The sequence below is a fragment of the Aquimarina spinulae genome (assembly GCF_943373825.1).
Lineage (GTDB): Bacteria > Bacteroidota > Bacteroidia > Flavobacteriales > Flavobacteriaceae > Aquimarina > Aquimarina spinulae.
On the sequence record NZ_CALSBP010000002.1, the window covers coordinates 1568351 to 1590109 of the forward strand.

Below are 21759 nucleotides of genomic sequence, written 5' to 3' on the forward strand. Positions count from 1 at the left end.
AATACCACTGCTGCTGCCATCTTAAATTTTAACACAAGTGATCCGGCGTCGGATAAATAGATACATTTTTAAAACCTAAAATTAACATTTAAATCTAAACAATTATGAGTACTGCAACATTAGAAAAACAAGGAAAATCAACAACGGTATTAACAACAAAAATTGAGATTACTACCATTACGGCCAACTCTCTTGACATTACTTATGATACTCTTTCGGGGAATCAACCAAATACTTTTGGAAACCAAGTAGTATTATGGCAGAATAGTAACGAGATTCCATTTGGTACACCACCACTTCAAAGTAAGATCATACCTAGTAATACTCAGGCAGGATCATTAAACTTTGATGGTTTGGATCTTAACAACAATAGCTATATTGTTGGGTATGCTGTTGGTCCTACATTAAACGACCCTGCACAGACTTATGGAAACATTTGTTCTTCTTCATTTATTCCTGCTGCTGGACAACCAAGTCCTACTAATAATTTTGAAGGAACAATCGTTAACGTAAAACCTGGTACAACTAGTGTATCTTTTGGTTTGGAAAATTTCCCAAATCAAATCGATCTTAAAGGTAATGGTTCATGGGCAGCTATCTGGCAAGCAGGAGCTCCTTCTTTCTACGCTCGTCCGTTGTCTGCGGTTCAGATCACCAGTAATAATGGCGGAGCTTTTAACAATGTAAATATCGGTAGAGGTCTTACCTATACTATAGCTATTTTCATGAGTGGATATAATCCTACTGGAAACAGTAATCAGGAAACTATGGCTGCTGCCTATACGTTTACTAATTAATAGCTCAGGTTAATAATTAGTATCTCCTTTACACTATGATTAGGAGTAAGCATTAATTAATGTGTTCAGATAAGTAAAGGCCTATACACATGGGCCTTTACTCACCTGAATATCAAAAATTTAACCCTAGTCATCATCAATGCTTTTTTGTCTAAAAACAAATTAGTAGTGCTCTTATATTCTCTTAAAACAAGGAAAAGCTTATTGCTTTTATCCATCTTAATTAGTTAGACATGACAGTTTTCTCTAAGAAGTTTATCAATCAGTTATATATCGCTGAAAATGCAGCAGATGATCGTGGTTTTATTGCTTTTGTTACACCAGAAGAAATAGATCCTCCCGATGGTACTATTTACTTAAAAGATGCTCTGAGTAACACCTATTATAACGGAAATTTTGTGTTTTCTGCACAGGCACCTTCTATTGAAAATGAAGCAGATGCCGAAATTTTTGTAAAAAACATAAACGAGCTAATCTCCTCTAGTTCTGCCAATAGAGCTATGATATGGCTTGAACAGATTGATATTAATGAAATCGACAAATCTAACACATCTCTCATGGGGCTTAGTGCAGACGGTTCTAGCTTAAACACAGGACTACAAGCACCTCTTACCTCGAGCCTAAACCTTACTATACAAAATGGAATGGGGCTCATCTTAGATGATGCTTCTAGTGTAATTACTCTTAATGGCAACCCAGGTAATCTGGTTATCAATTTTTCGGGAACTTCCTCTCCAAAAACTATTCCTACCAAAATAGGGTACATCGATTTCTCAGGAGAGTTACGGGGTTGTATACGCTTTTCTAATTTTTTCATTAATAGGCTTTCCCTTTTAAATGATCTAAAATGGGGATTTCAATACTTATTTCCAGAGGAAGAAGGTGATGAAGATTCATTATCAGAATGGCTACCATTAGCCCAAAGCACTCCTGCAGGAGATTATCTTGGGTTTAGTATTGTAATCGATCCTTCAGATGTTACGAATGAAGCCTTTGATCCTTGCCCGAATAACGATTCTTCTGTATGTAATATCAATACAGCATACAACTCAAGAAGAACTTATTTCAACTTTACCGGTAAAAACAGTGACCAAAGAGATACTACCCTAAATTCTTATTTTACTTCTAACTATGGAAATGAAATAACACTCCTACCTAAACAAGAAACTAACAATATATACAATGCTCGCCTGGTAATTTCTACAGGTGCTATAAACGATAATAGTAATACAGAAGAATTTCATTTTACTCCCGAAGGAGATTTTGAAATTGAATTTCAAAAAGAAACAACTACTGGTGAATATTACATGATGTGCGGCCTACAGGGTACAGAATTTTTCACCTTAAGTCAAAAAGGAGATACCATTCGTTTTATTTCTAAAAATGCAGCATTGGCACCTAAATTCCCTTTTGAAGCTGCCTCGCCTGTAAAAGCACCAGAATCACCAACAGCTCCTTTATTATCTCATACAAAAGAAACCTCCTGGGCTACTATACTAAACACTTCTGGTAATACGGTTACCTATGTCTCTCAACCAAAAGGATCTGCTCTTTTTGGAGAAGGGAGTTCTTCCTATAAATATCCAGATTTATTTATTCATAATAATTTAGGCTTTACCTATAATGCCGATAATACAACCTTATTTCCGATAGTTCCATACCTGGGGTTAACTGTAGGAAATGGAATCACTTCTTTTTCCGAATCAGACACAGAAAAATTTGAAAGTCAAGTTATTAGCCAGACTCGAAGAAATAACATCGGAAAAGCAAGCACTAATACGTCATTACTATCTGCAAAGCAAATGGTAAATAAAAACGGAGTAACTCCCACTACTTCTACCACTCCGTCAGGACTTTTGGCCACTACAACACAAAGCGGAGGGCAAACCCTATGGAACGAAGTTTTCTTAGGTCAGAATACAGATCACAATGAAGAGTACAAACTAGAGTTTTTAAATCCAGAAAATGAACTGGTCGAAGCACTACAAACCAGCGACCTCTTTTTAGTCACTGCAAACTCAAAATATTTAGAAGCACTAGGCGAAGAAGACCCTCTAACAGCTACATTTAACAATATCATGAGCATTGATAGTTGGGAATTACAGGCCAATGTAGGGCAAGGAAGTGAATACAATAACTATAAAAATATTATGATCATTAAAGGGCGTAAAGGCAAATTATATGATCCTAATCCTGACTCAGAAATCAGTGCTAAAGAAAGCCTGGTTGCTAATCCAAAAAAATGGACACAACGCGATCAATTTGGTTCTCCGTCTACCATTAATTCTGAAGGAGTTCAACAAGAACCCGATGCCGATCAATTAATCATACTATCACAATGGTTACAATCCTATTTTAAAGAAACATATGAACAGTCTGACAACGAATATTTCTCTAAATTTAATGAAATCGCTACCGATGAAAACTGGACAGGTATTTTGGTATTGCGAATGGATATTAAAGAAATCCCTACAAATCTTCAAGGTATTATGGCTGGGATTACTAATCCCGAAGCATTTAATGCACATCATTTTGCAGTAGAAATAAGTCCTGTAAAAAAAGGAGATGCCAAAAACACAGGAGCTGTCGTTGATCAATCCAGTACTATGTTTGGTTTGATTTATTACGTAGATCCAGACTTTGATGACACCATCAACCCACCAGAAACCATCTCCCCGACTACTGCAGATACTTATGATTTTAGGCTCCTCTCGTTAAAAGTTTTATTCGAGAATACTGCTGTAAAAAACTTTGAAAGCTATTCTCAATTAACCATCAATAAACTTTTTGATAGTGAAGTATTAAGTATGGGAAATCCAGAGAATATTTTCAAAAATATTTTACTCAAAGGTAGTTTTCAGATTAATAACGGGAATGCAGTATATAGCATGGGTAGTGTTGAGGATAATATCTTTTTGTTTGACAGTAATATCTATAATAAAATAGAGATCACTAATGTATTATTAACTACACGAGATTCCCCTAAAGAAGGGTATGACGAGTCCTGGTTTAGTATGCAGGGATTCATTGATTACAAAATCATTGAGAATACAAGTGATACGAAAAATATAACCAATTTTGATATTTTCTCTTTTGGAAGCCCTGATAACGATAATCTTACTCCAAGAAGTGGTCTTAATTTCAGTAATCTTGGGATATCTATGATTTATGAAATTGAACATCCACAGCAAAATAAATCCTTGAATTTTGATGCAGGAGAAATCACCTTTGATATCACTACCAGTACTGCCAGAAGCGAAAGTTTATTTATCAATTTTGCATTAGATCTTAAAGGCCTAATTATCGGAAACAGTGAAAAAAGCCCTCAGGACAAAGGTTTCTTAACTGTAATCCCCGACGTTAGATTATCTGGAGTTGATAACTCTGCCTGGTATGGTTTGGATTTTAAACTAAATATGGGAACTCCGGGAGAACTGGCAGGTAAAGTAAGTTTAGACTCTTTTCTGCTATTAAGTTGGGCACCTGATAGCACAGGAGACACTTACAATGCCAACATTGGTATTTCTCTACCAGGTACGGGTGGTGGAGCAAAATTGATTAGCCTACAATCGGTACTTAAACTCTCTATAGGACAGCTTCGATTAGCTTTTGACGATAGTCAAAAATCGTTCCTTCTTATGTTTACCCAAATTGCTTTGAAGTTTTTGGGCTTACTTAAAATTCCACCTAATGGTTCTTCTTTATTTTACCTGTTTGGCAATCCTAATTCTGGAGGAAAATCATCTGGATTAGGCTGGTATGCTATGTATAATAAAGATGACCCAAGCACTATAAAAAGCTTAAAAAGCAATAAGAAAATAGCGACACTGGCAGAATAGTACAGGCATGACATTTATAATCAACATATCATAATTCTGTAAAGAATTACACAAATCATAAAAATATTTTAAGATGGGCGACTTCAATGATCTTTTAACCAAATTAATGCAAGGGCAGGATACTAGCGAGTCTACTACCGGTGCATCAATAAAGGACATGCTTGCACTTATAAAAAGTAAGGATGAACTACGATTTTATGTAGATGGCACCCCTAATTTTGGGCATCAGGCCACTACAGTAAATATTATGAAAAGAATAGTTGATGCTACAGACTATTCTAAAAATATTCTAATGATCTATTCTGGAGCAGATACTCCAAAGAAATTGGCTATACTACTTACCGGTCTTATTCCAGATGACATATCAACAACCAGTATAACTTATGGTAAAGCTACCATTACCTTTTTAGAATATAAAGACACAAAACCAAACCTGGAACAAATTGATTTTGGTTTTACTGGCGGAGCCGATAACAGCCAGGTAAATTATGCAGACCTTTTTAATGTCACCTATTTTTTAAGACTACAGCCCTATTTATGGGAAAAAGCACCTAATCAAATAGAGCGTAAAGGTAAAGATCCGTACGATTTAACAAAAGAATCAGCTTCATTTGCAGAATTAGCGTTCAAATTTCCTGCAGATTCTCTAACAACCGTTCCAGAAACCTTATGGACATGGTATGCAAAAGATCAAACGTATAATGCCGATTTAAAAATAAGATCTATAAATGCCGAGTCGATTTATAATGCCCATACTACTAAAAAAGAACTTCGACTCTGGCCAATATATGGTTTGCATCAGTTTTCCAGTCCGGCAGAAATGACCTTAAACTTAATCCTTTCTGCTTTTACTGCACAAATGAGCAGTAATACACCCATTGCATTTTTTATCCTAAGTGACATTGCCAAAATACAAGAAAAATATCAGGAAATGCCTTTTGATTATGCTTCAGCATTCGCTGTGGATCTAAAAAACAAAAACAGTTCTTTACCCGCCCTTAAAGCAAAAATCAAAGAAGTCTATCTGGATACTGATCTCATGGGAGCTTATGCTCAATTAAGTTTAGATAATTTTATTCTTAAACTAGGGCAACAAGTTAAACCATTAATGGATGGTGGATATACATTATCATTAGTAGAAGGTTACAAAAATGGGAGTTATGTAAAAATTGATGACCTGACCAGTACGCTTACCGGGGCAGGAAATAAAGAAATCGTAGCTATCACTCTTGGGCCAGTTCCTCAGGAAGTTTATAATTATTACTATGCCAATTCGGGATTACCAGGAGTGTTTGAAGGTCAAGGATCATCCAGTTTACCTATTAGTTTAGGACGACCATTTCTACAAATTCCAAAAACCGGAGAAGAAGACAGAGCCAATTATCCTTCTACCTTATCCGCTGTAAACTATTCTCCTGTTGCAGAAGCGGCAAAAACCGCAGCATTAAACTTCAGAAATCAAACTTTTGATACCTATCTGCAAAAAACAAATCCTGGCAAACCTGAAACGTATTACGATGCATTAGCTGTTTCGGGAGCATTTATGGTAAATTCGTATACCGAATCTAATGATGTACACACCTATTTCACAAATTTGGGAGTTTATTATCAACAAGATATTCATGATAAACTAATGCTTGGTCTGGTAGGAGTAAAATTGGTCTTACCTATTGTTACGTTATTAGCATCTTCAAAAGCTCGTACCAAAACTAGTTCTGACACCGATCTAATGGTTTTAGAAGAAGAAGCACTTACATTAGAAGGTGTATATAATAAACTTATCAATAATTATAGTAATGGTGGTGTAAATATCCTAAATGCATTACCAAATACATATCTATCCTCTTTTTTCAAGCTCGTAACAGGTAATTTGTTTTTTATTACTGTAGCCAAAGAGGATATTACAGAAGAAAAAGACGGGGATACGGTAACACAAGTTACCTTATCTAAAGGAACAACAACTGCCTTTGGTCCTGATTTTAATATTACATTAAATTTTACCAGCCCCGAAGAGTCAGTTGTAACAGAGATTGAAACGGAAATAAATCAAAGTTGGAATATCGACGGAATCCCTTGGATAGGTTTCGAAAAGCCTGGTTTCAGTTTAAAAATTAACGAAGCCGGAAGCGCAGTAGAAGGAGGTTTGAAAGGGAATATTATTGGGTCTGGCAAAGATTCTAATAATGATCCTATAGTACTGGAAACAATGATCAAATACCCTGAAGAAGAGAACACCTGGCTTATTACTGGCGGTTTTAGCAGTCCTCTTAGTGTATCCAGTTTTTTCCAGATGGCCGGAGGTATTAATCTGGTTCAAGTACTTCAACCTCCTTTGAATGGAATGGCAGGTTTTGGTTTAAAAGACATTCAACTACACTACAACAATCAAACTCATGCATTTGATTATATGTCGTATGCAATGAGTACAGATACACCCTGGGAATTATCTGCAAATCCTCCTTTTCAAATTAATCCCAGTGTAGATGTGCAAGTCTATAACGTACAGGACGTAGCGAACAGAAAAATTGAATTTACGGTAACCGGTGATTTTACAATAGGTAAAGGAACAGTTAGCGTTTTAGGTACTTATCCTGATTTTAAAGTTCACGGAGGGCTAAGCGATGGTGTTATCCAGCTTAGTGACCTATTAGAATTATTTGGTACAGGACCATTGGATTTAGAAACTGCTGTGACCTTATTGGACTTTGACCTAAAACCAAATGAAAAATATTATCAGCTAAATACGATTCTCGAAGCGGATAAGCCTTTAGTTATAGGACCTCTTTTCACGATTAATAAACTAACAGTTAATATCATTCACAACACAGGTAATAATGAAGTTAGTATCGGAGGGGAATTTGTAGTATTACCCGAAAGTATGAAAATTGGGTTATCGCTACAATCTACTTATGCAACAGGAAGTGGTTGGACATTTACCGGCACACAGACCTCTGGAGCCTTAGAAATTGGGCAACTACTCACTTTTTACATTGCACCAACCTGGAAACCTGAGGATGGATTTGATTATGCGATTGATGGTCTTGGTTTTAAAATCCAGACAAAAACCAAATATTGGGAATTTAGCGGTAAAACTGCTAAACCCTGGGAGATTGATTTCCTTGATCTTAGTGTAGAAGGTAATGCTATGGTAGCATATGGTAAGAAAGATGAAGAAGCAGAGGTAGGATACTACGGTAATATAAATGCCAATGTTACCTGGTTGGGTATTAATTTTCAGGCATTCTATGATTTCGATCCCAGTGTAAAATCCTTTGGAATTATCTGGGAATTCTTAAAAGGTGAAGTAAAGGACATTGGTGTCAATGGAAAACATCATTATGTAGCAGAATTAAGCTTTACTGAGTCTACAACTATCGGTAGTATGGTAGAAAAAATGGTTTCCTGGGCAACAGGAACTCAATTTGGATTAGCTGCTCCCTGGAATCTTCTCGATAAGATACCACTTAACAACCTGAGTCTAAAGTATGATTTCACATCAAAACAGGTTGGCTTCAGCCTGGATATAGGTCCTATTTCATTAGGATTCGCTACTATAGAATCTATTGGGATTACCTACAAATCAAATCAACCTGACCCAAAAGATAATGGAGTGATGGTTACTTTAGATGGGAGTTTCTTATGGCAAGACAACACTAAGGAACCTTTGACCTGGGATGCCGCCAAACCAGAAACTACGCCTTCTCCTTCGGGACAAGGTAACAAATATCTTGATTTGAAATTACTGGCATTAGGTCAACATGTTACAATTCCTGGTTTTCAAAGTGTCGAAAAAGTACAGGAAGCTATAAAAATTATGAGAGAAGATCTTCCGTCAACTGAGCCAGGAGAAATTCCCGGTATCAATTTTGATGCTAACAGTAACTGGCTGGTAGGAATGGATTTTGGAGTACTTAAGCTTGAGGAAGATAAAAAATCTACATCGGCAGTGGCATTGGCAAATGGATCTGAAGCTAGTAGCAGTGGTTACTTTATCACCATGCAGATCGTTTTTAACGACCCTAATTTATATGCGCTACGCCTGGCTCTCGAAGGAGAACCCGCTCGTATTTTTAAAGGTCTGGATTTTCAGATTTTATACAAAAAAATCAGTGATACCATAGGACTATATAAAGCAGAAATCGCTTTACCCACAGTAATGCGAAAAATACAGTTAGGCCAGGTTAACCTTACATTGCCCATTTTTGGCATAGAATTATTCACCAATGGCGATTTTCAGGTAGATATAGGATTCCCGTGGAAAGAAGATTTTTCTCGATCATTTACTTTCCAAACCCTAATTTGGACACCGATAGGTATCCCGATCCCTGTTATGGGTTCTGCCGGAGTTTATTTTGGTAAGCTTAGCAGTGCTACAACTAATAAAGTACCGGATACCACTCTAGGTACTTTTAATCCGGTTCTGGTTTTTGGTTTCGGTATGCAATTTGGATTTGGCTATGATTTTGATGCTGGTATTTTGAAAGCAGGGTTTAGCCTTACTGCAGTAGCAATTTTAGAAGGGGTTCTGGCTAAGTACAATCCATATCAATTAACGACTACCTCTTCATCTAATGATGCTCAGGTAGCAGAGGCGTATTATTTCTGGTTTAGAGGTACAGTGGGTGTTATCGGAAAACTATATGGTACTATTGATTTTGCTATCATAAAAGCTGATCTTAATATTGATATCAGGTTACTGGCTCAATTAACCTTCTCTCCTTATGAGCCTATTGTAATTCAGTTATCAGCTTCGGTAAGTGTTTCATTGAGTGTAAGTATAAATCTGGGGTTATTCAAAATAAAAATGCACTTCAGCTTCTCTGCAAGCATCAGTCAGAGCATTACAATCAAAGCCATAGCAAGTAATCCACCTTGGGGAGATGCTTCTTCTGGCATGGCTTTAAAAGCGTATGCACAGAATGAGTTACAAAATGCAAAACAACTTCGTATCGCTTTACATAACCCACTTACAGTAGCATTGACTCAGGTTACACCAAACTGGTCTAATCTGGAAAAAGCGGCAGTAGTTGCTCCATTAACAGGATATTTGGGGCTAGGGCTTACTATGGCTGGTGATAAAGCTACCGAACTAAGCGAGCAACAAGCATGCTATATTGCTATGCTTTTCTTAGAATCTATGACACCACCACAAGAGGATCGTATAGATGGATATCAAAAAGCTTTTAAAGACACCGCAGATTCTTCTTTTGAGTTGTTAAGTAAAGAAATTTTTAGATGGACAGTCGCTGCGCTTCAGAATGGTTCTATCAGTAGTGAACAAGTAGATAATACTCCTGTCACCAGTTCGCAATTAACACAATTATTAGCGTATTTTAGTGATCCTTCTAATCCTAGTCCAATCCCGACAGAAGCTATAGATTCTTTTATGACAGATCAGTTTGATTTGCATATTCAGGAACAGCCACAGCAAGAAACAGATGTCAACGCCACATTTTTCCCAATGGCATTGTCACTAGAATTATCGACACCAGATTATGATACCGATTATAAAGGAGTGACCTATGATTTTGAAAGTTATAATACTATTTCTTCTACATATATAAGTGATCTTAGAAAATACTTCGATCAATTAGCAATCCAAATGCAAGAGAAAGATCCTGCAACTTTTGCTGCTTTTGCAGAAGGAGAAGATATTTCTGTAGGTAACTTCGTATTTAGTGACTATTTCTTACTGATTGCCAAACAAATGGTTCAGAATGCGCAGGATTCTTTAAAAGATTTTAAATATTACACCAATAGCGGAGATAGCCCAGACAGTATTGTAAAATGGGTTAATGATCATGGTGACCTCTCTGGGGATATGGCATATACTATTGCCGAACTTTTTAACGATAATTCTGGGATAGCACTAAATTCTGGCAAAACCATGTATATTGCTAAAAGTACATATACTGTGCAACAGGGAGATACTTTTGATAGTATTGCTAATCAAGCTATTTATGGAAAGAGCTTTGATGGAAATAGCCTGGCAACTTTAAACCAAGAAATTCAAAACATTCTGCAAGAGGGCATTGCTATTAGTTTTACCTATAACAATTATACATACGATTACACCACTTTACCTTCTCAATCTCTGGTCCAAGTAGTTAAAGCTATCAATGATACCGTACCAAAAGGAAATCAAATTGATATCAATATTTTGATTACTGATGGCGGTATTGCTTCTATAGCGAACTTATTACTTCCTGTTGCAACATTAAACATTGGATTAATTACATATACTACAGTCGAAGGAGATAACCTGAGAAGTGTAGCTTCCAAATTTAATGTTACTCCAGAAGACCTCGCTAATTCTGACGATAAAGATCATAATAACGATAAGATTACAGATCTATTTGATTCTGCTACATTGGATATGGCAAACCTGGAACAGTTTAAAGTAGGCGAACTACTTAAAGAAATTCAGGCTACTCAGGGCATACAACACTTGTCTGGTATGACTTCTCGATATTACCTGGCGGGTCTTAAACTTCCGGTAGATGGAGTTACTCCAAACTATAAAGGGATGTGGGTAGAAGATAATAAAGGTGTTTTATCATACGGGGATCTTGAATCTGCAGGACTATATGCACTAGATGGTCAGCAGTTTCCTATCCCCACTCTTACAGAAGGTAATAATTTTGAAATTACCTTTAGCAAACCAGATCCAGATGCATTAAAATGGTTATCATTTAATGGTGATGATCCTGCTAAAATGGTAATCACTATTAAACCCGATAGTGATGATGCTATCAGCATAAATAAAGTTGCTGAATATGCTACCAAAAACAAATTAAATACTGGCCTTAGCTTCTTAGGTGTTAATGATTTGTTTACCAATAGCGAAGCTAGTTATCCATATACATCAGAGATTGTTTGGAATGCTGCTTCTTCTATTAATCTTCCGTACGGAGGTACTTCTCCTGGTGTACCTACATTAAGTTTATGGCCATTACCAGATACATTACTGCAACTACCAGATCTAAATACACGAGCGGTTAATCCAAGAATGGAATTTTTAATAGGTCAATACGATGACGTCTCTAAAAAGATGATCAATCATGATGTTGCATATTATGGGTTAGGATCTCTGGTAGAGGTTACTATAAAGAAAGTACCTATAGTTTCTGATAGCCCATCTACACAGACCACTTACGAAGTAGTTGGAGCAAATAGTAATAACGCTAATATTCTTGAAAAAATAGTTAGTGAAATTGGTGATAACAATTCACTAATTGCCAGCCTGATCCCTGCTTATGCCGTTGATTCTAATGGAAGCACTCCCGATGGTATCCAGACAGATGCACAAAATGCACTCACAATGGGATTAGCTCAGGTAAATCTTTCTACGGAAACCAGACCTGATATGGCTTTTGATGCATTACTAAAAACGGCATCGATTCCCGAAGACGAAAAAATGCGATTGCTCAATACGCAAACAGATTTCTTACGATTGCTATGGCAAGCCAGCATTACCAGAAACGGAGGATACTATTTATACTACTATAATACAGATAGTAAACAAGGGCTTCCGGATCGTATTTTTGATGATAACGGAGAGGCTACATTATCATTTATTGTAATGTACAGCAAACCTTCTGAAGAAAGCCTTCAAAATACAATAACTTCGTATATGAATGTTTTTGCTAATGGGGAGGCTATTAATAAAGATAACTCTGTACTCTTTGCACAATCCAATCCGAATGCTATAAAATTAGCATCTGCCAATACACAAACATTAGGTGAGCTGGCCTATGCATACTACGGAAATATTGCTGATGTAGCTTCCGATAATCAAAACCTGACCCTTAGATCAGGGATTAAATTAAATATCAATGAAGGCATCTACGAAGTTGGAGTTGGTGGTAATACGCTTCAGGAAATTGCTACTCGTTTTGAGACTACTGTTGCTGCCATACAGGAAATCAATAAACAGAAATCAGGTAGTGAATTACCAGATCAGCTGAACTTATTTGATTCTATTTTCTTACCGCAGCTTACCATCACTGTAGGTACCAGCCCTGGCGGTACTTCCTTCGCTTCATTATCTGATTTTTACGGAGAGAATATTTCTTCTATAGCCAATTACAATCAAGATGTTATAGGGATATTTGCCGATAATCAAGATATTACAATCATTGGTGGTCCAAAAATCAGAACAGCTACCGTTGCAGCAGGTACTACTTCTATAGATGCAATACGACCTATACCTGCTCCTGTTCCCGATAATCCAAAAACAGCAGGTTTTGGAGAACTATTCTTACAAAATGTATATAGTTCACTCACCTATCAGGTAGTCGCTAATGCTTATTTTAACAGTAGTAACATTGGTTTACCTTCTGGTCCGACAACAGATGCAGAAGATCCAGAGAGTACCGATAAAATCCAGGTTCCAAAAACACTAACTGCCAATGATAACTGGAACTACCAGGTAAGCATACCTTATACCCGTTTTAGTAAAGAGGTAGTCGCTTCAGAAAATGATCTTCCCGATGGAAACGATAGTCCATATTTAGGATTAGGTGATATTCTTCAAGTTAATTTTGCATGGCAAGATATTTATGGTAACAGTATTATAAGCGAATTATCAGATCCATCGACAACCAGTAAAGAACCATTAAATGAACCGCCTGTATTAACAGGATATACAGATGCTATTCTTGGACTTAACCAGTGGCCTTCAATTAGTTCTTCCTGGATGGTCACCGGAGAAGAAGGGCAGGCCAAACTAGATACGGGATTAAACTTTGATCCTAGTTATTATCAGGGACTGATCTCTACAACAGCAAAAAGCAGTACTACCATTCTGGGACAATATACTGTAACTGTAGATGAAACCAGTGCTATAGATAAAGCTAACTATACAATTGATCAAAATGTCAATATCGAGTCTATTGTTCTTAATTCTGATAAGAAATCGGTCACTATTACGGTAGATAACATTCCTGAAAATGTAGAAATAACGGTAACCGTAAGTAATGTTAAAGCCGATGTAACGAATCCAAGTGATACAAATGTTCTTGTTTTTAATGGCTGGTCAAAATTTAGCGCTGATAATGATAAAGATCTGGCTACTTCTACAGTGATAGAACAAGCCACAAGAGATCTACAAACCTATACTCAGATTTGGTACCAGTTAACCGATCCTAATGGTATCGCTTTTCAAATAAATACTACATTAACTCCTGATCCTTTTGTACTAAGCAAAGATGATGTGAACAGCTTGGTTCAAGAATGGATTGCTTCTATCTATCTATTCATAGCTAATCGCAGTATGGGAGAAATTACTACTGCAACACCAGATAGTGATCATACCATATCTTTTGACATAGATGCTGCACAAGTAAATACCGATCAAATATTCAGATTAGAGTTAAGTTTTACCATCGAGCGTATCGGAGGTTCTATTTCTGGTGATTTCGAAACTACCGGAGGTATTAAATCTGCCAGTACCAGTATTCCGCCTTTATCAAAAGTTGAAGCAGGAAAAACAACAGGTTTAGAAGACTTTGCTACCGGATTTGAAACTGCTTTATCTAAAAGTGATGTGTATCAACTTAAAGTTACTTCTGGTGTAGACCGCGATGAGAATCTAAGTAATACTGGGGGTACAGAAATATGGGCTACTCGATTAGGTCTTGATTCGACTACCAGTATTGGATATGAGATCAACGATACCAGTAACCCGGTGATTTTTGCACCAAAACCAATATCTAATAAGCTAGAGACAAAAGATCACATTCCTATCTATTATTTTAATCCTAAGACGGGGATAGATTTCTCTACTCCTTCTACCTATACTGATTTTAAAAATATTGATATGGATCTTTGGGGTAAACAGATCTTTTCGAGTATTGATGATGTATTAACTCCAGAATTTACAGCTGCTATTCAATTAGTTGATAATTTCGGAAGTACAACATTCCTTACCGATATGCTGGCCAACAAAAAACGACTGGCAGAAATCCTTAAGCTATCAATGGTGCCTGTTTTTGCAGGGCAGACAGCAGATACATCTAATATTCAGGAAACCTTCTTACAGCAATTATTAGTTAAACTTAGTAATGCGTATACCACTCGTGCTGGAATTCAATTTGCTGCCACGGTACAGGCAGATACCATTCCTGAAGGTGCAGATACTCCTCAATTATACGGAAACATCAATCTGAACTTTATCTTTATGGGAGTAGAATTAGATCAGGAAGAAGCTACTATAGTGTATCTTTTCTTCTCTAATTTTATGAGTAAAGAAGAAGCAGAAAAAATAGGTAATTATACCGTTTCTGATGACATAAATGTTTTAAACGCTTCACTCCTCAGCGAGAATAATCGAATTGTTCGTTTAAAATTAAGTGCCGATGCTGTAATCAACAAAACTATAGTAACTATAACAGATACATTGTTTGATGAAGTTGGAAACGTTATTACACCTCCGCTAAGTCATACCGTACAGAAAAATGTTGATGGCGGTAACTTCAGCTCATCCTTTAGTCTAAGTTCGCCAAAATTGGCATTAAGTGAAAGTAAAGACGCCAAGCTGCCCTTCCTGCTTTCTTCTCCAGATATCATTAGAGGTACCGAAAATGAAGTATTATCCTATGTAGATCTGGGTATTACATATGCTGGCTTTGCTATCGAGCATCAAATTAGTTCGGTTCCGGGAATCGAGGATTATAAAGCTTCTTCATGGTTAAGTTTTATTTCAATAAGCAAAACTCATCCATTAGAAACTTCATTAGGCAATTTTAAAGTTCCTTTGATTTTAAGGTCCTTCCCTACTGCACCTGCAATGGTTAAGCAAGAAGGTTCTTATCCTTATACGACCAATACGAATACGGTAGATGACATCCTAAATTGGAACTACCAGATCACCTATTCTCAAACTTTTCACTACCCTCAGGATCAGGTTGATTTTGAGATTCTGTTTAATGTTCAGGAGAATATGGCTAAAGCTCTTGCCAGTTTTGAAGATGCATTTGCACAGATGGCTGAGTTTATTTCTGTTTTCCCTAACATCAATCAGGTATTTAATGATACATTGATCAAGATCGATGCTACGACTACAGATGCTTCTCAGTTCGAATCAGCTGCGGTAGCTTTATCATCATATAACCAGATGGTTTCCAGAATGGCAGATGCCGCAGAAACCAGTAATGGCTTTGCTCTTAATACTTTTAATGAGCTATTAAAACAAGGCTATACTGCAGATCCGTATTCTTTTTACATCAAAGAAAGTTCTACAACAATAGAAACTACTACAGGAGTATTATTAGTTAATATTTTTGGTGCAGTGCCAGAAGGAATAGGCACACCGATTGTGAATATACCTAATTACAATGCAATTAGTATTGACCCAGAAGATGGAGCCAGTTATAGTTATTATTATACTTCTAAAGATACAGGTAAAATCCTTGAAGCTTCTATTGGGCAATCTATAGCAGATCGTGAGGTACTTATCCCTACGATGAACATCCTAAACAGACAGGATGCCGATACTACTGCAAACCTGAAGCGTAATGTAGAGTTAGTCCCTGGTAAACCATCGGCAGATGATTTTGTATATACCACAGGTAATATTGGGTTTTCGAATGCATTTCACCCAACTATAGATAGTAGCGAACCGCTAAATATTGCAACGATAAATAATCCGTCCAGCCCTAACGTGGGAACATTAGAGCAACAGCTTACCATTTTGTTTGATACATTATTGGCAGAAAACTCCCAGGATACCATTAGTATTTTGATGAATGCTAATTATAGCTATCAAGCAAACAGCAAGCTAAGTGATATTTTCCTTCCGGTAATTATGCAACCATTACAGTCGATACAGGTACTAGGTGATGGATCGGATAAAGCACTAAAACAAATGATTTCTGATTGGGCCAATAGCATTAAAGAATGGTTTAGTACAAATCAGGTAGATGACACCGAAGCATCGCTTTGGTTTGATCTTACTATATTTTCTAATCTAACCGCACAACCTAAACCATTAATTCGATTAAGAACATTAACATTATCACTAGATTATATTACAGACATGTAATACATATGTAAAAACAGGCGAGCCAACCAAAACCTCATACGATTAGTCGTATGGGGTTTTTATTCTTGCAGGTATGCATGGGTGTGACCTTAAGAATCAGATACGCTCTTATACCAGTTCTACTTGTATCTGCTAAAAAATATACAACGTAGGGAATATCAATAATCCAACAACGTAAAATCATTAATACAAGTTACTTAGAATATTAAAATATCGTATTTTAACTTAAGGCTTGAGAAAGGGCTTTACATAGGATATATTGTTATGCACTTTTTTTAATATCATTCCAAGTAACTAATTCGATGTTGTTCTTTGTAAGTTTCGACCTATTTTGCTCACTTGTAAAGAAGTCAAAATCGATTTGTCTCCATTTAGAACCAAAATTTGGATGATTAACGGTTACTCCTTTCATTTCGTTATCATCAAATGCAGGATGAATTAAAATAAGGTTCAATCCACTTGTCAAATTTTCTAAAATTGAATTGTAATAGTCGTTTAGTTTATTAGCCTCGAAATATTCAAGTTCTCCAACATAAGTCCGGTCAACTAGAAAATCTCCTTCTTTAATATTTAATTCAGGATTTAGTCCAACCATTTTCATCAATTGTTTATTTATTAAAACAGGAAGACCATATTTTTTTCCTAAGTCTCTATAGATGTCAAAAAACTCAGGACTTGCACCAATGCTATACATATGCGAATCAATGTGCGTTGGTTTTAATCCAAATTTAATTGCTTTTTCTATTTGTGCTTCCAACTCATTTTTAACATCTTCGGCAGATGCATTTTTTTTAAGTTGTTCTCTTTTTTTGTAAAAATGACCATTCTCATCAACCAAACTGGGAACTTTGGAAACAGGTAAAACAGGTCCAAATCTATAATTTTCCCATTCACAGGTTAGTGTCAAGTGAATTCCATTATCAAATTGTGGGTTATTTTTTGCAAATACTCCCATTTCATAAAACCACGGACACGGAACCATTATGCTATATGAATTCACAAAGCCTTTCTCTAGAGATTGAATTGTTGCTATATTTTCAGAATGCGAAAGTCCCGCATCATCTGCATGGATTATCAACAATTTTGCATTTTCCTCAAACCCCAGTTTTTGTGCTAAATTCATTCTTGATGGATGTTTTTACTCTTTTGTAATTTGATTGTTCATAACGGATTTGTATATGCTTTGTAGCGTATTTCACATACTAAAATATAGTAAATTAAAAACAAATAAAAGATAACAAATATTTTCATAAACCAGCAATTAGTAGCTATGAAGTATATACTATGTTGGCTAAAGTACGAAACACACCAACTGGAATAATCTCAATTATTTTTTCGACTCAGATTAAGCACAACAACTTCGTCTAAATCTCAAAAACTCATCAGGCATAGCCATAGTTCTGTTTTATTTTTATAACAAAATATAGTGTTTAAAAAAGATGCATTTTATTAGGTGAATTCAGGCATAGGTGTTATTAATTAGTATCGCTACGCCAAACCAAAGTAAACACAAGTTAAAGCAATGGTGTTAAAAAAACCATGTACAGCAATAACAAACCACAAATCGTATTTACGCAAGTAGAATATCAGAGCTATGAGTGCTCCGGTAAACCAGGTAACAAGTTGTCCTGTAATGCCTTGTTGCCAATGCATGAAGCCAAAAAAACCAGTAACTAGGACAATATTAAGCACTATACTGATTTTGCTTTCTCCAAAGAATTTCACAAATTGTCGCATAAAATAACCGCGAAAGATTATTTCTTCTCCAAATCCCGCAGTAGCCCACACTATTAATAAAGTAAGTAATAAGGCAGGAAGATTTCCTTTTAATTCATCAAAACTTGAATAATCTATAGGAACTCCAGTTAGTTTTGTAATTACAGGAACCAATGCAAAGAAATAAAAAATAAAGAGCCCTAGTGCAACTAATGGAGCAAGTACGAAAATGTTTTTGGTTGTAAATTTTTCGCGTTGAAACCCAAGTTCTGAAAATGCTTTTCCTTTGTATTCTATGTAATTTGCTATGATGATTACTATTGAAGCAATAATATTTGGAAGGAAACTTAAATTAATTGGTCCAAACCATAAAAAGGAGATGATTGCAAAGGTAATTGAAGGAATTAATATTTGTCGTAAGGTGATTTTGTTCATTGTTTTTTGATTTTAAATTCTAAACGAAATAATGAACAAAATCTCTGAAATCCCCTTTAAACACTTATATTTTTACTGAATGGTCGAAATTTATAACTGAATAGTCGGTAGTTTTTGGCATCTTTTATTGAAACCAATCCATAAATGCTTTTCGCTTGTAACGACTGATATTGATTTCAGCAATTGCATCCTTTTTAATGAAAGCTTTTAATCGAATACGCAACTTGCCATTTTCAATCTTTTCAATTAGGTCTACAGTATCTTTGTGAATGATAATTTGCCGATTAGCTCTAAAAAACAATTGATCGTTTATTTTTTCTTCGAGCTCATTCAATGTAAAATCGGTGTTAATTGTTGTGCCGTCATTTTGAACAGTATATACAATTTTGTTTTCGCTGTAAAAGCACGCAATATTTTCATAGGTAAGCTTCTTCATTTTCGTGCCGCTGTCAATAGTAATTTCTGCATCTCTTATAGATAACTTATATAAATTGTATATGTCTTGAGCATACAATAAACCTATGAGAATAAAACACAATAATAAAGTAATTAGTAGACCAATTAATAAATAATAGAACACTGTCTGTCCACCTACAACTTTATCTATAATAATATTTATAGGAATATACATGATTGTAATATATCCTAGAGTAGAAACCATAAACCTTACGATAGTGACAATTTCTATCTTTTTAGAGAAATGTTTTTTCTTGTAAAATTTAAAATTAAGATCCGCTATGATTCCAACGAGAATAGATAAGACAATAGTCGACAGAAAACCTTCTATGGGAAATCTATACGATTCACTATCCAGAAAATTATCACTCGCTGCTAAATGATTTGCTACTAAAGAAAAAATGATCAATATAATTGCTTTCTGGAACCAACGCCATGCGGCACTACTGATACATGTATGCGATACTGTTTTTACTGTATTCTTGGTTGGTTGTGCGGTACTCATGAATTAGAAGCTCTTTTTTTGTCAAATTCAAAAGTAAAGAATAATTTCTCTATAGAATTTTTGCCAAGAATATTGCTCGTCATTTATTAAATCAAATTTTGACATGTAATTGTAAAAAAAGTGAGTCTGATTAGGTAAAGGTTACTTTGAAGAATATCTCTCGAATATTTTTGCCAACATTAGATGTAAAAAGTGTTTTTATGCTTTTTACATCGTATTATTTACTATTTGTTTGATTAACTGCATAAAGACGTGTTTGGCTTCCTTTTCCTTTAAGTTCTATACTGCCAAGTTCAGAAAAAACAAAACCTAAATTACTTAAATCGTTTTTTAAGCTCTCAGAAATCAAAAACTCTTGCTTAAGTTCATTGCATTGACTTTGAATCCTTGCAGCTGTGTTTATAGTATCTCCATGATATGCAATTTCTTTTTTGTATTTACCTACCTCAGCCACAGTAACGATACCCGAATTCATTCCTGCTTTAAAATGTGGGATACAATTATAATTCTGTAGGTAATACTCTTTTCTTTTATCTAATCGCTGTTTAAAATTGAAATAGCCTTTAAGACAGTTTTGCCCTCTTAATCCGTCCTGAAGCTTCCATGTCAATATTACTTCATCGCCAACATATTGGTAAATTTCCGCTTCGCTTTCTACAGAGATTCCTAAATCAATAAAGCAGTCTTGAATCATTTTACTGTATTTAACGTGACCTAAATTTTCGGCATGCATTGTTGAGGACTGAAGGTCAAGAAACATAAAAATCCTCTTTTCTTCTCGAGGTGTATAGAATCTGCCGCGAAAAAGTTTCCATAAATTATCACTTCCTAAAAAGAGATTTACTTGCCTTAGACCGAACATGAAAATATCGACAGATACTATATATAAATAAATAGCAAAACTACCAGGCTCAAATGCAAACTGAAGAAGCTCAATATCTTCACTGAAAATGAAATATGCTAATAGTATAATAGATGCAACAAATAGAATAGCAAATAGAAACCGAAGAATCAACAGCTTTTGAAATGCTATCTGTTTATATCCGTGTTCTTCGGTCAATATTTGAGCAATACCTGAGACACTTCCGAGAATGGGTCCCATAAAAAAAGAAGCTAGGATCGCTTTCCAAACTTCCATTTGAACAGACCCCAGCTCTTTTGTGCCTTCACCCCGAACAATACTTAAAAAAATGAACGCAATAGTCCATCCAATAATATATTGTTTCAGAATTTGTAATCTGCGTTTATTTCTGAACTTCATTTTATTGTAAATAACGCTAAATTTATGAATCGGAAAAAGGCAAGTACCCCTGAACCAATTGATCTATGTGCGCATTTTTATTTCTTATTCAATTTATAAAAATCTAGCGCCATTGCAAAAAGAAAATGACCTTTGGGCCAAGCACTAAAATTTGCTCTGGTTTTATATATCTTGTTGCAGTTAGTTATTTCCAGTTTTTTCCAAGATATTTTCCATTTCTATAAGAATCAATACCGATAGCATAATTTGGACCGTTAAAATATGTATATTTTTTACCTGTCATTAATTCTCCATTTATGAAATACCCTTCTTGCATAACTCTTTTTTTATTATCGAAAACTCTATAATTTCCTTCATAAGGTATTTCAGGATGTATTAGATCAGTTCTTGTTTTCCCATTTTGATTCCAGTATTTCCATTCTCCAATTCTTTTTTCTTCATATCTAGGAATTCTTCCGACTTTATATTTCCATTATCATGATAAAATTTCCATTTTCCATATTTAAGTTCTTCATTATTAAAAGAAACAACAACATTAAAGATTTGACTATCTTCAATTTGAAAATCTAGAACTTTGAAGAACTTTTTGATTTCTTTGACATATATGCTGTCATTAGCTTGAGATTTAACCTTAAAAAAGTTAAAGATTAAAAATAATATTAGAATTCTAATTTTCATATGTAATTAGCTACAACGTTCTGGCTAAA

At 35.4% G+C, this 21759-nt stretch carries 9 protein-coding genes; 3 read left to right on the plus strand and 6 right to left on the minus strand.

From position 1 onward, the window contains the following. Nucleotides 1-104 precede the first annotated feature (104 nt). The 3 genes from NNH57_RS12515 to NNH57_RS12525 all read left to right on the plus strand — a co-directional run bounded on the left by NNH57_RS12515 (nucleotide 105) and on the right by NNH57_RS12525 (nucleotide 16679). On the plus strand, nucleotides 105-797 hold the full coding sequence (locus NNH57_RS12515; RefSeq protein WP_074407439.1) for a hypothetical protein: 693 nt from the start codon (nucleotides 105-107) through the stop codon (nucleotides 795-797). 233 nt (nucleotides 798-1030) lie between these two features. Continuing rightward, entirely contained in the window at nucleotides 1031-4636 is a 3606-nt protein-coding gene (locus NNH57_RS12520) for a hypothetical protein (RefSeq protein WP_108809102.1), read from the plus strand. 73 nt (nucleotides 4637-4709) lie between these two features. Continuing rightward, a complete protein-coding gene (locus NNH57_RS12525) occupies nucleotides 4710-16679 on the plus strand; it encodes a LysM peptidoglycan-binding domain-containing protein (RefSeq protein ID WP_108809101.1) in 11970 nt (3989 codons plus the stop codon). A gap of 262 nt (nucleotides 16680-16941) precedes the next feature. On the opposite strand, the gene NNH57_RS12530 is transcribed toward NNH57_RS12525, so the two are convergent. From NNH57_RS12530 to NNH57_RS12550, 6 genes are all read right to left on the minus strand, one after another. Then, nucleotides 16942-17802 carry a polysaccharide deacetylase family protein gene (locus NNH57_RS12530; RefSeq protein ID WP_108809100.1) on the minus strand — a complete coding sequence of 287 codons (861 nt, stop codon included), beginning with the start codon at nucleotides 17800-17802 and terminating at the stop codon, nucleotides 16942-16944. A 365-nt stretch (nucleotides 17803-18167) separates the two neighbouring features. Then, nucleotides 18168-18830 carry a CPBP family intramembrane glutamic endopeptidase gene (locus NNH57_RS12535; protein ID WP_074407436.1) on the minus strand — a complete coding sequence of 221 codons (663 nt, stop codon included), beginning with the start codon at nucleotides 18828-18830 and terminating at the stop codon, nucleotides 18168-18170. Between the two features lie 124 nt (nucleotides 18831-18954). Continuing rightward, the gene (locus tag NNH57_RS12540; RefSeq protein ID WP_074407435.1) at nucleotides 18955-19791 is read right to left on the minus strand and encodes a LytR/AlgR family response regulator transcription factor; all 837 of its coding nucleotides are present in this window, start codon (nucleotides 19789-19791) and stop codon (nucleotides 18955-18957) included. 217 nt (nucleotides 19792-20008) lie between these two features. Continuing rightward, nucleotides 20009-21052 carry an adenylate/guanylate cyclase domain-containing protein gene (locus tag NNH57_RS12545; protein ID WP_108809099.1) on the minus strand — a complete coding sequence of 348 codons (1044 nt, stop codon included), beginning with the start codon at nucleotides 21050-21052 and terminating at the stop codon, nucleotides 20009-20011. Between the two features lie 184 nt (nucleotides 21053-21236). Further along, nucleotides 21237-21368, minus strand: coding sequence for a hypothetical protein (locus NNH57_RS26460; protein WP_255412092.1), 132 nt, complete (start codon nucleotides 21366-21368; stop codon nucleotides 21237-21239). Between the two features lie 59 nt (nucleotides 21369-21427). Then, nucleotides 21428-21730 carry a hypothetical protein gene (locus tag NNH57_RS12550; RefSeq protein ID WP_108809098.1) on the minus strand — a complete coding sequence of 101 codons (303 nt, stop codon included), beginning with the start codon at nucleotides 21728-21730 and terminating at the stop codon, nucleotides 21428-21430. Nucleotides 21731-21759: the final 29 nt, after the last annotated feature.

Excerpts from the sequence above, each read along its gene's own strand:
- NNH57_RS12515 (WP_074407439.1), top strand. The coding sequence starts at position 105 with ATGAGTACTGCAACATTAGAAAAACAAGGAAAATCAACAACGGTATTA.
- NNH57_RS12520 (WP_108809102.1), top strand. The coding sequence starts at position 1,031 with ATGACAGTTTTCTCTAAGAAGTTTATCAATCAGTTATATATCGCTGAA.
- NNH57_RS12525 (WP_108809101.1), top strand. The coding sequence starts at position 4,710 with ATGGGCGACTTCAATGATCTTTTAACCAAATTAATGCAAGGGCAGGAT.
- NNH57_RS12530 (WP_108809100.1), bottom strand. The coding sequence starts at position 17,802 with ATGAATTTAGCACAAAAACTGGGGTTTGAGGAAAATGCAAAATTGTTG.
- NNH57_RS12535 (WP_074407436.1), bottom strand. The coding sequence starts at position 18,830 with ATGAACAAAATCACCTTACGACAAATATTAATTCCTTCAATTACCTTT.
- NNH57_RS12540 (WP_074407435.1), bottom strand. The coding sequence starts at position 19,791 with ATGAGTACCGCACAACCAACCAAGAATACAGTAAAAACAGTATCGCAT.
- NNH57_RS12545 (WP_108809099.1), bottom strand. The coding sequence starts at position 21,052 with ATGAAGTTCAGAAATAAACGCAGATTACAAATTCTGAAACAATATATT.
- NNH57_RS26460 (WP_255412092.1), bottom strand. The coding sequence starts at position 21,368 with ATGCAAGAAGGGTATTTCATAAATGGAGAATTAATGACAGGTAAAAAA.
- NNH57_RS12550 (WP_108809098.1), bottom strand. The coding sequence starts at position 21,730 with ATGAAAATTAGAATTCTAATATTATTTTTAATCTTTAACTTTTTTAAG.